Consider the following 15,663-nt stretch of genomic DNA (forward strand, 5'->3'; position numbering starts at 1 on the left):
TTGATAGAGTAGACTCTTCGTGGTGATGCAAGCCAATGATTAATATATACCAATAGCTTGAATTAATTAGGATTAAAGAATGAGTCGGCAAGCAAGAGATATAGAAGACCAAAATCAACATGAAAGAATGGCTGAAGTCAGAAGTTACAAAAGGCGGCCAGAAGATATTTCTAATAAGATAAGACGCTGTTCTCGCGATAAACAATTGGTGAAACATACCAATCAAGCTATCGAAAATATTAACAATGCGATTGATACACTCATGACAAATATTGATAGCATCAACAATGAGTCAGCATGGGCGCTTGAGTACAACACGACAGACGAGCTTTTTGACCAGCGAATCAAGTGTCCGCCACACATCTCAAACCATTTAAGAAAATTGCAAAATTTCAAAAACTCAAAGCTCGGAGGCAGGGATATAGCTGATATCAGAGTCATTGATTTGTTCAGATTATTAAACGATTCAGATTTAATGGACACTACGTTGAGAATAATTGACAAAAAAGATCGCCAGCCAACTCTTAAAATTGTTATTAAAACTATCAAGAAAATACATGTTAAAGGTCATGGAAACTATACAATCCCCCCAAAAGTCTTGGATAGTTTCTGTAAAAACAGCTATGTAAAGCCAACTCGCGTTGTTACCGGTTTAATACTCACGTCAGACAGTATCCATGATAAGTTTGAACAAACACTTCCATCATATTCTGAATCGCAGAACAAACTCAGCAATCGTGGCTTTGGCCCAATCGACCCTTACCATAAAGATATGCGAGACAAAAAGAAAAGAAGCATTAAGAAATAAGGGCTTCACTCCAATTAGTCCTTATTTTTTTAGCACTATCATTAGCGAATATGCCACTTTACACATAACAGCTTGATAATTATTTTCACCCAGCACTGCTGAATTGAACAGGCTCATTAGGTTAGCAACTAAGCATCAGGGTAATCATGATTAGAATTCATGATATAAGTCAGCCCGTGATATTATAGTATCCAGTATATTAATGTCTTCGTCGGTTCCCTTTACATAATAGTGCGAAGTGCTTGGACTTTTAATAATAAGTAAATGTTTTCTTGGTCGAGTCAGTGCGGTGTATATTAGACGGCAATAATCCAGCCTTTCATCCATCTTCTGGCCCGCAAAACGCGGGTCAATAACTATACATGCATCACATTCCAGTCCTTTCGCTGCGTGCATAGTCATTACTTTCGTATTCTCATCAACATCGACTAGTTGGTCACTGATTGATTTTTTTTGAGCCTTGGTACGGACTAATATTAGAACGTCACTGGTGTTAAGAGTTTTTAGATATTGCCTGACATTTATCACTGCATCATCGATAGTATTAGCAATGGATAAATACGGTTTACAGCCAGCTTCAGGTTGAGTTGTTCGAAGTTCATGTGCAAATTTACCGGTATGCCGTCGAGCAAAGTTAGTCAGCCTAAGCAAATGGATACTTGCTCTGTGTTGCCGGCCTACTTTATATTCCTTAGCATATTCACAATCGCGAACTAGCTTGTCAATAAGCTCTGGACGGCCCCCACGGAATCGGTAAATTGCCTGAGAGGTATCTCCAACCATTGTCACTGATATATCACTTTCAAGGAGCCTCTTTATAATACGGATTTGCAATCGATTTGAATCCTGCATCTCATCTAACAGCATATGAGTGCAGCAAGATTTTAGTTTCGAAAGGAACTCGGCATCCTTTAGGTGTTTTTCCAACAGTATCAGTACGTCATCGAAATCCCATAACTTCATCTCACGCTTACGAAACTCATAGGCATTAATGACTTTGACCAACTGGTCAGTATGATCTGCTATATTCAGCGTTTCAGCCACTTGAGAAAGTGGTTTGACATCCCTGTTGGCAAGCACAATGGCCTGTTCAACAACTTTTTCTTTTAGACTAGAAAAACCAAGATCTTCGATTATTTTTCTAATAGTGTCCAGACGATAACTGCCGTCTTCGTCTTTGTCTTTGTCTCCGATAAATTGAAACTTTGCAAATAATGACGAGTGTTCGCGAAGACTATCACCGCACCACTTTGTAAAGGTAGAGATAGTCACGTTATGATTGATTGAATGATCTAGTTCTTCAACAGCTCTTAGCTGAAGATCTTCGACAGCATCATTAGTGAATGCTAGACATACTAGCCACTCTTGCTTGCTACTTTGTTGCTCTTGAAGAAATTTCATCCGTTCTAAAAGCAAGCTTGTTTTTCCAGTTCCTGCGCCGCCATATATGACTGTAAGCTTTGCCAGTGAATGCTTGGCTTTATCCCACGAACGGTATACGCCTGTGGCTATGGAAGGGCTCGGCGCATTTGAAATAAGTGGATTTTTCTCAATCTCGCCTAGCCATTCATTATTAAACGACTCAAGCTCACTACTGCTAAATGATTTGGGCTTTCTGATAGTATCAAGCAGCGATTGAGCCAACTCTTTCTTAGCATTATCAAACCATTGAGAATTTAATGTTATAGACGTTTTCTTCTCCTTTCTAGATGTCTTAGTCAGCGGTTGGTAATGAGGTTTACCTGCATAACTACCAGTAATACTTTTATCCTTCAATAGGCGCTTTAATTCCTTATCTGATAAAAATGGTAGTATTTTAGGGTTAAAAAAAGCTAACGGTTTAAAGCTGATATTAACGTCTGGTAGACTGCTAATAGGTAGTGCTTTCTTATTCCCATCACGTCTAGGTCGATAGCGACGCTCAACACGACTCGTCACCGCCAGTTTTTCTACGAATGACTTTTTTTCCGCCAATGGGCTGCCATGTCTTCTATGATGGAATTTTGCTTCTTTTAAAATCTTGTCGTAGAGAATAAAGAAGTTGCTTCGAATTCTGTCACCAAGATAGGTAGTTTCTGCTAGACAGTTTTCAGGTAAAGACTCTCCTGATGTAACTCGCTTATTTTTTTTATGGTTTGGATAAAGAAATAGCTGTGACAAGCCAGGCAGATTAAAGCCTATATCTACACGGCTAAAGGTTGCTTTGTTCATCAGTTGTTCAAATGGACGAGCACCAACGTTGGATTTGATGTGGCTGAAAAAGATTTGCAGTTCAAAGTCAGTAAATTTACTTGGAATAAGGTCGATTCTGAACTCGATACTACCGTTACCTTTTGAACCGTCAGATATGTAAAGTTGAATACGTTTATAAAGATTCCCAAACAATGCTAATGAAAACCTATGAGTGTAAATAACGCCTGTTTCCTTGTCAGTGTTGACATTGACATGACCAACACCTGACTCACAAGAAACTTTAAGTACCTTCGCTTCAGCCTTGTTTCTTGCTTTTACGAGCCCACGTGCTGACAGCAACTTTTCAACGGCTGCGTTATTATTGCAATCAAAGTTTAGAGATAGGTAATCCACATCCAGATCAAGATGTTTTTCTGGCTCCCTAAAATAGCACGCTAAAAGCGCTGATTGGTAAGCACAGATATCCTTATTACGAAGTAAATGTATGAGTGCTTGCTGATTCTTTTTGTAGCTGAAATCATTAACATCTATCCGCGCCCGAATAGCCTGATTAAAATCATGATGGATCAGTGTATTATTTTCAGTTGAAAATCTGTTACTCCAATAGTAATTAACAATCTGTTCGAATGGCGTTTTGGCGCTTAAAGATGTCATGGTTATACTCACAGATAGCTTATAACAGTAAAATCAGAAAATGGCACTTATCATGGGTTATAGTACTATTTTAAAGCCCTTAGAAAAGCAAGTTTGCGTGCGTAAAAGACCAATATCCTACCACACGTCACCAATCCTCAAATTCAAAGTGAGTCATGATATCAGCAGCGTTGCGCAATGCATAAAATCACCTAAATTAGTCCGGAGCATAATTGATAAGCTCATCGACAAGCCTATTTTTTCACTTTGGTACGCCGAGTATTGATTTGAGTTTAGATAATTGCGCGTTGTCTGCGTCCATAAGCACGGCAATTTTTTGTTAGAAATATTTTACTTAAATGCCTTATTTAATATTTTTGTTAATTTATAGAATTCAGAATAATCTTCTGTATTAGGCTGTGCATTATCTTTAAAATCAGCTAAATAAAGTGATTTTAGACGGTTTTTAGCGAACTTTTGCTCTTCTTTAGTTCCGTGTATACCTTGTTGAACCAACTCAGGATTACCTGTGTTTACACGGTTTTTGTAGAGGTCCGGAATTAGTCCTTCAATACTTCTAGACCCTGCTTTGTTAACACCCACCAGTCAGATCTGATTTCGACTGCGGAAATGCCTGAGATCCTCAACTTAAGTGGCGCTCGTAACTACTGTGTCTTGAGGCTTTTTACGCACAAAAAAACCGACATAAGCCGGCTTAATGTTTTCTTGCAAAGAATGGTACCAGTGGGCGGACTCGAACCGCCACTCCCGAAGAAACCAGATTTTGAATCTAGCGTGTCTACCAATTCCACCACACTGGCATCGTTTACTCAACTTACTTAAGTTAAAAAACTTTGCAAATCTTTGCAAGCATTTTTTTACTTGTTATAGTCAAAAGGTACTTACCTTTCAATGACTTACCAGTTAGCTTCCACTAGGCACACTGTGTTTTGAATCTAGCGTGTCTACCAATTCCACCACACTGGCTTCGCAAATACTTGAAGGTTGCTTCAGCCAATCTCCAAGAGGCAGGCATTATAGCCATAGAGGCTTTGCTTGCAAGTTTTTTGTGAATTATCCCGATAGTCTGCCGACTTTTTAATCAACAGACTATAAGGCTTATCCATATTGCACCTAAATCAGAAATTCGCTCAACTACAGCATTTATGTTTTTTTGGCATGATTGAATTGAATATGAGCCATTAATAACGGGGGAGGGGAGAAAATAAAGTACCGACCGTTTTTAGTTCCTTGCCTGATTTTCAAATAATCGGTATTATTTGAAAATCAGGTTATTCATAGCATTAAACTTAAACTGTTTTTTTGTTGTGTGTTGATAAAAAAATTAGCAAACAACTTAGCAGCCAGATTTGCAAATATTAAAGGAATTAAGTCATGGGTAAGCGCTAGTTCAAGATGTTAAATGAGCAGTTGAAAGGTAAATATTTTGGCAAATACAAACGAAGTAACGTTACATGACTTTGAGAAAATATTTAACATATCCACATACATGCAGTGCATAGTAGGAACAGACGGCTACTTCAAGACAATCAATCCTGCGTTTTCCCAGAATCTGGGTTTCAATTATGAAACCCTTCTCAATCAGCCTTTTCTCAATTTTGAGCATCCCGATGATGTTGAGTTGACACAACTAGAAATCGCAAAAATAGAGCAAGGTATTGTTTTTTATTGATTATAAATTGCCAAACATGACAGGCAGCGACGTCGCTTTTGCGATAGATTCATCTATTGAAAAAATACTGGTAACCTGTGAACTATCGGTAAATTGTAATTATAATTTTAAAAAAATCATTTCAAAACCTTACAAGTTTGATCTTATAGCAAAACTGATAGATGAACATCTGACCCAACTACCCCTTAAGCATGCAAGCAAGCAATTAAAAGATCCAAGGGTTTGATTCCACTAACTGGCCATTTTGATTTTACACACTCAGCCATTAATATCGACTGGGTGTGCAAAGGATTAACAGTCCGTTGCAGTTGCACATAAATTAAAGAAGAAAGCATGAAAACCCTAATAATCCTTATTGTGATATTTTGTTCATTTACGGGGGCAGCAAAAGATAATGCAATACCACTGCTCTCGATATCGGGTGCTAACTGGTCTAGTGATGAAATCACCTTTATTAAGGCATTACATAAAAAAGGCAGTTTAAAAATAGCCACAAGAATTAGCCCCCCCATTTATCAACGGCATAAAGATGATTCGATAACTGGCTTTCATTACAACGTATTAAAAGCGTTTACTGACCTGACAAAAATAAATATCGAAATAGAGGTCGTTACTTGGGAACATTATTTTTATCGAAAAGGCAAAGACCTTAGAAAAGCTCAGTACGACCCAAGTTACTCTTATATTCCCTCTCTGATTGGAAATGTAGACATTTACCTTGATACTATCACTGCATTACCTTGGCGTGAAAAAATGTTTGATATCATCCAATATATCCCCTCACGACAGATGATTATCTCCAGAAAGAACAACATACCGAATAATGTATCTGATTTAGACAACAAGTATTTTGCCATGATGAAACATACGTCAATGGAAAATAATCTTGAACTACTGGTCAAAAACAATAATATCAATATCATCTACAAATATTTCGATAACTTTGATGATATGGATAAGATGGTGTCCGAGGGTGAGGTGGACTTTACTGTTTATGATAGTGATCGGGCATTTTTTACTGTAAAAAAACGCGATAACCTGACCATAGTATGGCCTATCAGCGATATTCAAATGATGGGTTGGGGCATAAACAAAAACAATCAGTTACTTAAAGGTATTTTAGAAAAGTATCTCAAATATGCTCAAGAAACAGGGTTGCTGGACAAATACTGGAAAATTTATTACGGCGTAACCTTTGTGGAATATCTTAATATATTAAACTTGGGAGTAACAAAACATTAAATTAAAAAACAAATTACTGGCTTTCATTATCCCTTCAATTGTTATTCCAGTAGTAGTCATTATTTCCTTAAATTTTTTTATAGCCCATGACAGAATAATGGCATTGCAATATAAAATGTTAGTAAACAATGTCAGTAATATCCTTGTAGCGAGTCAGGCTGACTATAAAACCATCAGTGCATTAAATATGACAGATGTGGTGTTTTATCGTGAGGCCACTCAGAAAGGTATTTTCCTTAATATTGTCAAAAATCTGGCTCCAGGCACATCCATTGCAATTTTTGATACTCAATCTAATGATGTCATTTATTCTTATCCAGAGGATGCTAATAAATTTCTCCTTAGTAAAAATCACTTGCAGTCTATGGTCATGGATAAAAGTGGGCAAGGTGAATTTAATGGTATTACAGTGTCAAACAAAAAAAGCACAACTATCGCCGCATTTGACATCGAACCTAACTGGAACTGGCTGATTATCAGTTATGTTGATAAAGACCGTTTAGTCACCATTGTCTATGACTCAATCGCCATATCGTCATTGCTAGCGGCAATATTTCTGATAATAATATTTATTGTTGTTTTTAGAATATCTAGGGGCATCACTAGGTCAGTTGAAGCACTAGAATTCGGCGCTCAGCAACTTTCTGCCAATAACCTAGATGTGGAACTTGTTATAAAAGGAAATAATGAATTTAGCCGCCTTGCAAGTAGTTTCAACCAAATGGCTCGGGAAATAAAACTCACTCAAAACCAACTAAAACATGCTGTTTTAGAAAGCCAACAAACCAACTCATCGTTGTTGGACAGTCGCCAGCAGTATCAGGATTTAGTTGAAAACACCCTAGACCTGATTACCAAAGTTGATGCTGATGGTCGGATTTTATTTGTGAACCATATGGCCAACAAAATCTATGGTTTATGCCCTGAGGATTGTATTGGTCGACAATTCTCTGATTTTATTCACCCTGACGATAAAGAACAAACCAGACAAGAATTTGCTCTTTGGTTAAAGGACAACAATAACGCCTTCACCCATGAAAATCGTCAAGTAAGTGCTACCGGGGAGGTATTTCATATGTCATGGTTATCGAATCGCCATGATAGTAAAAATGGCAAAGGAATGATATTCACAAGCACAGCCAGAGATAACACAGAACAAAAGCTCATTTTTGCTGAACGCAAAAAACTCGAAAAACAACTGTTTCAAAGCCAAAAAATGGAAGCAGTTGGTCAGCTTGCTGGCGGCATGGCCCATGATATTAATAATATGTTGGTCGTGATACTAGGTAATGCCGAATTATCCTTGTTAAAGACAGACCGCGCAGAGTCAATTGTGTCGAATATGCAAAGTATTATTCAGGCCTGTACACATTCATCTGAGCTTATTCGGCAACTACTCACCTTTGCCCGTAAACAGGAAATCACTCCTGAAATAATAAACCTAAATGAATCAGTAATGGCAATGTTGGCTATGTTGAAACGGCTTATTGGCGAAAATATACATCTTAGCGTTGAGAAAGAAACAAGTATTTGGCCTGTTAAAGTGGACCCTACTCAGGTCGATCAAATTATTGTGAATTTGTGTGTTAATTCCCGGGATGCAATTGCAAACATTGGCTCAATAACAATTAATATTACGAACTTGAGCGTTGACGAAAATACTAAAATTGGTCTAGATTCGATTCCAGCGTTTGTTCTTCCAAAAGGGGATTACGTTCAAATTTCCGTTGCCGACGATGGTTGTGGTATGAGTGAGTCGCTGTTGGAACATATATTTGAACCCTTTTATACGACCAAGGAACTTGGCAAGGGAACAGGATTGGGCCTATCCACAGTGTTTGGGGCAATTAAGCAGAACAAGGGATTTGTTGAGGTGTTAAGTCAGCCAAGACAAGGCACAACCGTTAATATTTATTTCCCTAGGGAACATGAATCAGTGCGGATAGCAAAACCTGCTGTGGTAAAAGCATCCCATAGAGGCACTGAAACGGTGCTAATAGTTGAAGATGAACAAGCTTTATTAGAAATTGAAACCATTATGCTCGAGCAGAAAGGGTACAAGGTATTAGCAGCCTCTACCGTCGCTATTGCCGAATCCCTGACTAAAGAGCATGCTGGCCAGATTGACCTACTACTTACCGATGTGATCATGCCAAATATGAACGGTAAAGACCTTGCTATTAAGTTATTAACTATTAGTCCCAATATGAAAGTGCTTTTTATGTCAGGTTATTCAGCAGATATTATTTCAACCAAAGGCGTGCTGCAAAATGACGTCCCATTTCTACAAAAACCCTTTTCGATGGAAGCATTAACCTCCAAAGTGAATGAAATATTAGATAATTAAGACTAACTTAGGGTTAGATATTTCGATTGATATGGGAGAGCACAAATTTAAGCGTTAGTCCCCCAGCAACTCAATGCATCTATGGTGTAATATCGACCATTTCGCCTAATACCCTATTTAAGTAGTGTCATTAACAAGGAGCACTTTTATAGATATTTTATGGGTCCTAAACACATATCCACATCACCACTTTTGGACGTTTGTCTAATGCGCATTCTATACTCACTCTCTCGGTCCATAATGGTGCTATTGTGCAGAGATTTAATTTTTCTGATATTAACGTCTCCAGAGTCTGCTGAAAAATAGACTTTACGGGGATAGTTATCAAGTAAGTCGTTAGCCAAAATAGGGATCTGTTGAGTCTGCAAATAATCCAATATAAATTCAGCATTGCGGTCACCCACACTATTCCCTACAACCCCTTTCAGTAAATTTGCCCCTCCGAATACCTTGGCCTCCAATCTGGATTTATCTGCACCGAGCTTTAACATTTGATTAATCAGTAGTTCCATCGCATATACACCATAACGAGTAGATTCTGAAATAGGTGAAAAGGGGGGTGAATTGTCGCTAGGTAATAAAAAATGATTCATACCACCAATGCGCGCTTTAGGGTCACGCAAACAGACCGCGACACACGATCCAAGAACAGTCACAATAATAGTGTTGTCGGTGGTAGCAAAATATTCTCCAGGCAATATTTTGACCACATCACATTGGAAATGTTGGTCATAATAGCTGTTGGGAGCAAAACTCTGATTTTCAAACTCCACTACTATTTATCCTTTACAGGTCGATAAAGGGTTTTTCCCTTGGCGTGGTTAAGGGCAGTATGTTTGAAGTGCATCATTTCACTCATCTCGGGTAGAACCATATCTTCATTGTTACCTATTCCGTGATGGAAAAGCTAGGTTGAATTTGTGGTCAACATGGTGAAAGCCTGCTTTTGAGAGCGATGCACTCCACCTTATTGAAGATACTCTGTAGCAATGGCTATTTAGTTGTTGTTTAGTCGCTTACCTAGTCAAGGATACAGCTTCGATTCTTTACTTTCAGCCAACTGAATTCAAACGCCTTTGTACAAATCCCTGCGTACAACAACGAAATCCAGCTGACTAGATATACATGTTCGTCCTGCTTCCAGTTCAGGCAAAATCCAATCTATTTAAAAGCTTTCCCACTCATCTTCTTGGGGTAATGCTGGTTTGACTTTCTTCTGGGCCATGGTTGCTTTTTGTTTGGGTTTACTTGCCTTAGGTGCGGGCGGGCTTAATGTTTTGCGCGGCGCGGCACTTTGTTGATGTGCGACTTGGGTGTCATCCATTTTAAAGGATGCAACACGTTCGGTCAGTTGTATTGCCTGAGACTGAAGACTTTCAGCCGCTGCTGCGGCTTGCTCCACTAACGCAGCGTTTTGTTGTGTCACTTCATCCATTTGGGTGATGGCTTTGCCAACTTCATCAATCCCAGTCGCTTGTTCGGCTGAGGCTGCTGCAATCTCTGACATAATATCGTTAACCCGTTTAATCGAAGTCACTACTTTTTCCATGGTTTCGCCAGATTGATTAACCAGTACATTACCATTTTCAATTTTAGTTACGGAGTCAGAAATTAGTCCTTTGATATCTTTTGCTGCATCAGCTGAGCGTTGTGCCAAAGACCTGACTTCAGATGCCACCACAGCAAACCCCCGCCCCTGCTCACCCGCCCTAGCTGCCTCTACCGCAGCATTAAGCGCCAAAATATTGGTTTGAAAAGCAATGCCATCAATGACGCCAATAATATCTGATATTTTTCGAGCCGATTCATTAATGGAAGCCATAGTAGCGACAACTTTCTGAATAGTTTCGCCCCCTTCTATAGCCACTGTTGAGGATTCTGAGGCCAAACTATTCGCTTGATTTGCATTTTCTGAATTCAACCTGACCGTACCTGTGAGTTCTTCCATACTCGAAGCGGTTTCTTCCAGACTGGAAGCCTGCTCTTCGGTTCGACTGGATAAATCTGCATTGCCCTCTGCGATTTCGGTTGATGCTTCGTTGATAGTACTTGCGGCGCTATTTATTTGCGAGATGGTATCGCGAAGTTCACTCACAAAACTGTTGATAGCATCCCCTAACTCTTGAAATTCTCCTTCAAATGTTTCTTCAATAGACGTGGTTAAGTCTCCGTCAGATAAACATAACAAGACCCGTTTAATTTCATTAATAGCGTTTTTACGCCCCGTAATATCGGTGGCATATTTTGCCACTTTAAAAGGCTTGCCATTTAAGTCCATGATCGGATTATACGAGGCTTGGATCCAAACAACTTTGCCACCTTTACCAATACGTTTGTATTCTGCAGCTTGGTATTCCCCGCGATTTAAGGTTTCCCAGAACTGTCGATATTCAGGGCTTTTTTTGTATTCTTTGTCAGCAAACATACTATGATGCTTGCCTTTCACTTCGTCTGCATTATATCCCATGGTGTTGAGAAAATTATCATTGGCTTGGATGATAGTGCCATCCATATTAAACTCGATAACCGCCTGGGATTTTCCGATGGCTGCTATCTGGCCTGCGTAGTCGGCGGCCTGCATCCTTGTCGCTGTGATGTCGGTAGCAATTTTCACAATCTTGAAAACGCGACCCATTTCATCCTTCACTGGCGCATAAACCGCCTGGATCCAGACCTCTTTGCGAGATTTGGTAATACGTTTAAATACATCACTTTGTGCCTTACCGACATTGAGGTCGGTCCAAAATTGAGCATACTCTGGCAGGACTGACTGAGCCGGGTCTACAAACATTCTGTGGTGTTTGCCCTCGACTTCGTCGATTTTGTATCCCATTAAATCAAGGAAATTTTTGTTCGCATTGAGAATATTGCCGCTCAAGTCGAACTCGATATAACCATATGATTCATCAATGGCACCCAGAATGCCTGCGGCGTTTTGGCGTTCAAGCTCCTGTTCGGTGATGTCATAGCGAACGCCTAAGTATTTTGTAGGCTTACCGTTTTCGCCAAGGAATGGGGCAATGACTGCATCCACGTAATATGGCGTTCCGTCTTTGGCGCGGTTTTTGATGACTCCGCGGAACGTGTCTCCGCTTTTGATAGTAGACCAGACTTGTTTAAACGTTTCTTTGGGCATGTCTGGGTGACGGGTAGTGTTATGGGGTTGACCTATTAGTTCAGCTTTAGGGTATTTAGAGACTTCGATGAATTTGTCATTGACCGTGACAATATCACCCCTAAGGTCAGCAAAGGATACGATACTGGTCAGGTTCATAATATCGGTGCGGACGTTGAGCTCCTGCTGGGTATTCGCCATTTCATTTTGTAATGCAGCCATAGCGGCTGCTTGTTTATCCAGTTGAGCTGACTTAGCCGCTAACTCTTGCGCCTGTGCATCCAGTTGTCTGCCACTGACCAGTTTCGAAATCCACGTTGTTTTGATTTTATTCATTGTCTACTCCTGCGAATGACTAAGTTGTGTGTCTACCAATCCGAGCTCATCGCTCAAAATCAGACTTTCTATATTGACTAAAATAACCATCTGATCATCAATCGGCACTAGGCCAAGCAAATAACGCGTATCGAAAGTCACACCAAATTCTGGTGGTGGACGTATTTGCTCGTCAGCTAAACGAATCACATCTGATACGCCATCCACCACAATGCCAAGAATGCGCTCCGCTACTTTTAGCATGATCACAATGGTAAATTCGTTGTAGGTCGCTTCGCCGACTGCAAACTTCAGTCGCAAGTCCACAATCGGAACAATGTCCCCTCGCAGATTAATCACCCCTTTTATGAATGGGGGGGCATTAGCCACTTTGGTGACGGCCTCATACCCGCGGATCTCTTTAACCGACATAATGTCCAAAGCATATTGTTCTTCCCCTAAAACAAAACTTAGAAACTCCCGAGAGTCTGCATCTGTGTAGGATTGATTATCCTGAGTTGTTTGAGCATTAGTCATGTTTTTTACTCTATTTACTGGGTGGTCTAACCACCCCGGTCAAAAATTCAACTTCAAGGGTCATGACGACCCCGGCCCGATAAATCGATCACTGCAGTTGCTGTTGAAAAATCACTGATAAAATGATCATTTAAAAACTGTAAAGGTATAACAACTGATAATAAATTAGACCTGAAATGCACAGGTCCGAATATTGGTAAAAATACCTAAATTGAGGGGAAATTAAGGTTCTAGCCTAAAATGAATTTCATACTTCGTGATAGCCTTTAAAATTATAAACGAGAGCCGGCATTGACTGAGTGTAAATATTTAATCACTGCTCCCGCCATGGCATTTAAGGGTAAAACTTTATCCACACCACCGAGATTAATGGCTTCTTTAGGCATACCAAACACCACACAGCTAGCCTCATCCTGAGCTAAGGTATAAGACCCCTGCTGATGTAAGGAAAACATACCGGCTGCGCCATCTTTACCCATTCCCGTTAATATCACGGCCACGGTGTTCTGCGCTGCGCATTGAGCCAAAGAATTAAACATCACATCTACTGAAGGTTTATGACCACTGACTAAAGGCGTATCCGCCAGTCGCAGACGATAATCCGCACCACTGCGCTCTATGAGTAAATGGTAACTACCTGGCGCAAGGTAAGCGTTGCCGGGAAGAATACGTTCTCCCCCTTTAACCTCGATGACGTTTATTTTACACAATGAGTCTAAGCGTTTGGCATAGCTTGTAGTAAAACCTGGGGGCATATGTTGGGTGATCACCACACCGGGACTGTTAGAAGGTAAGTCTAATAAAAATTCTTTTATGGCTTCAGTGCCGCCGGTAGAAGCCCCCACAGCGATTATTTTTTCGGTACCAGTATAATTTAACGTTGCGGTGTTAGCTGACTTTTGTTTTGTTGCGGGCTTCACCTTAGATTTAGCGGCGATCCTTATTTTATCGATAATTAATTGCCTGTATTCCTCAATACCTTGGGCTACGCCTAACTTGGGTTTAGCAATATAATCTATGGCTCCGAGCTCTAAGGCGCGAAGTGTTGCATTGGCGCCCTGTTCGGTTAAAGTTGATATCATTAATACTGGCGTAGGGTGAGCTTTCATTAACTTTTCAAGGAAGGTTAGCCCATCTACTTTGGGCATCTCAATATCCAAGGTGATCACATCTGGCGAAAACCTATTCACCAAATCTCTTGCCACATAGGCATCGGGTGCGGCGCCAACTAAAAACATATCTTTTGCTGACTTAACAATTTCACTGAGCAAACTCCTAATAAGGGCGGAGTCATCTACAATTAACACTTTTATCGTCATTTACTTAATCCTCAAACAAGTCAATTTCACCACTTTTTAATGCGCCACGGATGAGCATTTTATATTCGCTTTCCCTGTCTAAAATAGTGCTGTTATGGAGAGATTTAATTTTTCTCACATTCACAATGCCTGAACTGGGAGAAAAATATACTTTACGGGGATAGACATCTAGCAGGTCACTGGCCAACACCGGAATATGCTCAGCACTGAGATACTCCATGGTAAATTCTGCATTACGCTCACCTACATTAAAACCGGTGAAACCTTTTAAGACATTGCCCCCACCAAATATTTTGGCCTCTAAGCGTCGTCTATCAGCCCCAAGTTTTAACATCTGGTTGATTAAAAGCTCCATCGCATACACCCCATAACGGGCAGACTCTGAAACAGACGATATGTTAGAGGCACCATCGTTTGGCAACAAAAAATGGTTCATGCCGCCAATACGTTTTTGAGGGTCACGTAAACACACTGCCACACAGGAACCAAGCACAGTGACAATAACGGTATCTTCGGTCGTAGCGTAATATTCACCTGGTAATATTTTGACGACTTCACTTTCAAAGTGTCTGTCATAATATCGATTCGGAAAAGTCCCCGGCTCATTTTCATAATTTTCCATTACCATTAAGGTTTGCCCTTTACAGGTCGGTATAGGGTTTTACCTAAAGGGGCCACTAAGTGACCCGCATTAGAGAACGATTCAGAATGACCGGCAAAATACAGTCCAGTTGCGGGCATTAAATCAATCATTTGGCTGAGAATTTTAACTTGAGTGTCTTTATCAAAATAAATCATCACGTTACGGCAAAAAATAACATCAATCAGCGGTTTAATATCCCATTTGGAATGGGTGAGATTATTTTGTCTGAAATCGACCATTTTTCGCAGTTCTGGTACTACCCTTATCTTGCCGTGATTCAAGCCTATGCCACGATGAAAAAATTCTTTTAGCTGTTCTTGGCTTAAGTCGGTGACATTATTTTGGGTATAAATACCCGCTTTGGCTTTATCAAGAACCGCGCTATCAATATCCGATGCAATGATTTCCACTGGCGTGGTGAAACTACCAAAGGTTTCAGCTACTGTCATGGCGATAGAATAGGGTTCTTCACCGGTGCTGCTGGCTGCGCACCAAATACGTTTTTTACCTGGGTGTTTTTCCAGATAATCACGTAACGCCGGAAAATGGTGTTTTTCCCGAAAAAACGAGGTGAGGTTTGTGGTTAACGCATTGATAAAAGCTTGGTCTTCTGAGCGATTAGCTTCAAGATATTTAAGATACTCTGCCACGCTGGTGATTTTTAAGGCGCGCAGACGCCTAGCCAGACGACTGTACACCATGGAATCTTTACTATCAGCCAGCTGAATGCCTGCTTTTTTGTACAAAATCCTGCGTACATTATCAAAATCCAACCGGCTGAATTGAAACTCCCGTCCTGCTTCTAGCTCTGCCATAAC

General features: G+C 40.2%; 12 protein-coding genes and 1 tRNA gene. 4 read left to right on the forward strand and 9 right to left on the reverse strand.

The annotated features are described in order from the left end of the window. The first annotated feature begins 79 nt into the window (after nucleotides 1-79). Nucleotides 80-808 (forward strand): hypothetical protein, encoded by a 729-nt coding sequence (locus tag CXF95_RS26600; RefSeq protein WP_101201441.1) that lies wholly within the window; start codon nucleotides 80-82, stop codon nucleotides 806-808. A 150-nt stretch (nucleotides 809-958) separates the two neighbouring features. On the opposite strand, the gene CXF95_RS26605 is transcribed toward CXF95_RS26600, so the two are convergent. The 3 genes from CXF95_RS26605 to CXF95_RS26615 form a co-directional block, all read right to left on the reverse strand. Then, nucleotides 959-3,655 (reverse strand): UvrD-helicase domain-containing protein, encoded by a 2,697-nt coding sequence (locus tag CXF95_RS26605; protein WP_101201442.1) that lies wholly within the window; start codon nucleotides 3,653-3,655, stop codon nucleotides 959-961. A 330-nt stretch (nucleotides 3,656-3,985) separates the two neighbouring features. After that, nucleotides 3,986-4,237, reverse strand: coding sequence for a hypothetical protein (locus CXF95_RS26610; RefSeq protein WP_101201443.1), 252 nt, complete (start codon nucleotides 4,235-4,237; stop codon nucleotides 3,986-3,988). A 133-nt stretch (nucleotides 4,238-4,370) separates the two neighbouring features. Further along, nucleotides 4,371-4,455 (reverse strand) — tRNA-Leu (locus CXF95_RS26615). 626 nt (nucleotides 4,456-5,081) lie between these two features. Between CXF95_RS26615 and CXF95_RS26620 the strand changes: the two genes are divergently transcribed. From CXF95_RS26620 to CXF95_RS26635, 3 genes are all read left to right on the forward strand, one after another. Continuing rightward, nucleotides 5,082-5,327: a PAS domain S-box protein gene (locus CXF95_RS26620; protein ID WP_101201444.1), complete on the forward strand. Its 246-nt coding sequence runs from the start codon at nucleotides 5,082-5,084 to the stop codon at nucleotides 5,325-5,327. 333 nt (nucleotides 5,328-5,660) lie between these two features. Then, the gene (locus CXF95_RS26630) at nucleotides 5,661-6,569 is read left to right on the forward strand and encodes a transporter substrate-binding domain-containing protein (protein WP_101201446.1); all 909 of its coding nucleotides are present in this window, start codon (nucleotides 5,661-5,663) and stop codon (nucleotides 6,567-6,569) included. Nucleotides 6,570-6,666: 97 nt separating this feature from the next. Continuing rightward, entirely contained in the window at nucleotides 6,667-8,916 is a 2,250-nt protein-coding gene (locus tag CXF95_RS26635; protein ID WP_101201447.1) for a PAS domain S-box protein, read from the forward strand. Nucleotides 8,917-9,062: 146 nt separating this feature from the next. Here the strand turns inward: CXF95_RS26635 and cheD (CXF95_RS26640) are convergent, their stop codons facing one another. The 6 genes from cheD (CXF95_RS26640) to CXF95_RS26665 all read right to left on the reverse strand — a co-directional run bounded on the left by cheD (CXF95_RS26640) (nucleotide 9,063) and on the right by CXF95_RS26665 (nucleotide 15,660). Further along, nucleotides 9,063-9,689 (reverse strand): chemoreceptor glutamine deamidase CheD, encoded by a 627-nt coding sequence (cheD, locus tag CXF95_RS26640; RefSeq protein WP_101201448.1) that lies wholly within the window; start codon nucleotides 9,687-9,689, stop codon nucleotides 9,063-9,065. Between the two features lie 392 nt (nucleotides 9,690-10,081). Beyond that, on the reverse strand, nucleotides 10,082-12,367 hold the full coding sequence (locus tag CXF95_RS26645) for a methyl-accepting chemotaxis protein (protein WP_101201449.1): 2,286 nt from the start codon (nucleotides 12,365-12,367) through the stop codon (nucleotides 10,082-10,084). Between the two features lie 3 nt (nucleotides 12,368-12,370). After that, on the reverse strand, nucleotides 12,371-12,883 hold the full coding sequence (locus CXF95_RS26650) for a chemotaxis protein CheW (protein ID WP_101201450.1): 513 nt from the start codon (nucleotides 12,881-12,883) through the stop codon (nucleotides 12,371-12,373). A 272-nt stretch (nucleotides 12,884-13,155) separates the two neighbouring features. Next, nucleotides 13,156-14,202 carry a chemotaxis response regulator protein-glutamate methylesterase gene (locus CXF95_RS26655; RefSeq protein WP_101201451.1) on the reverse strand — a complete coding sequence of 349 codons (1,047 nt, stop codon included), beginning with the start codon at nucleotides 14,200-14,202 and terminating at the stop codon, nucleotides 13,156-13,158. 4 nt (nucleotides 14,203-14,206) lie between these two features. After that, nucleotides 14,207-14,830 (reverse strand): chemoreceptor glutamine deamidase CheD, encoded by a 624-nt coding sequence (gene cheD, locus CXF95_RS26660; RefSeq protein ID WP_369809351.1) that lies wholly within the window; start codon nucleotides 14,828-14,830, stop codon nucleotides 14,207-14,209. Continuing rightward, a complete protein-coding gene (locus CXF95_RS26665) occupies nucleotides 14,830-15,660 on the reverse strand; it encodes a CheR family methyltransferase (protein ID WP_101201452.1) in 831 nt (276 codons plus the stop codon). The genes cheD (CXF95_RS26660) and CXF95_RS26665 overlap by 1 nt, the downstream gene beginning before the upstream one ends. Between the last annotated feature and the right edge of the window lie 3 nt (nucleotides 15,661-15,663).

This window comes from Paraglaciecola sp. MB-3u-78 (genome assembly GCF_002835935.1).
Classification (GTDB): Bacteria; Pseudomonadota; Gammaproteobacteria; order Enterobacterales; family Alteromonadaceae; genus Paraglaciecola.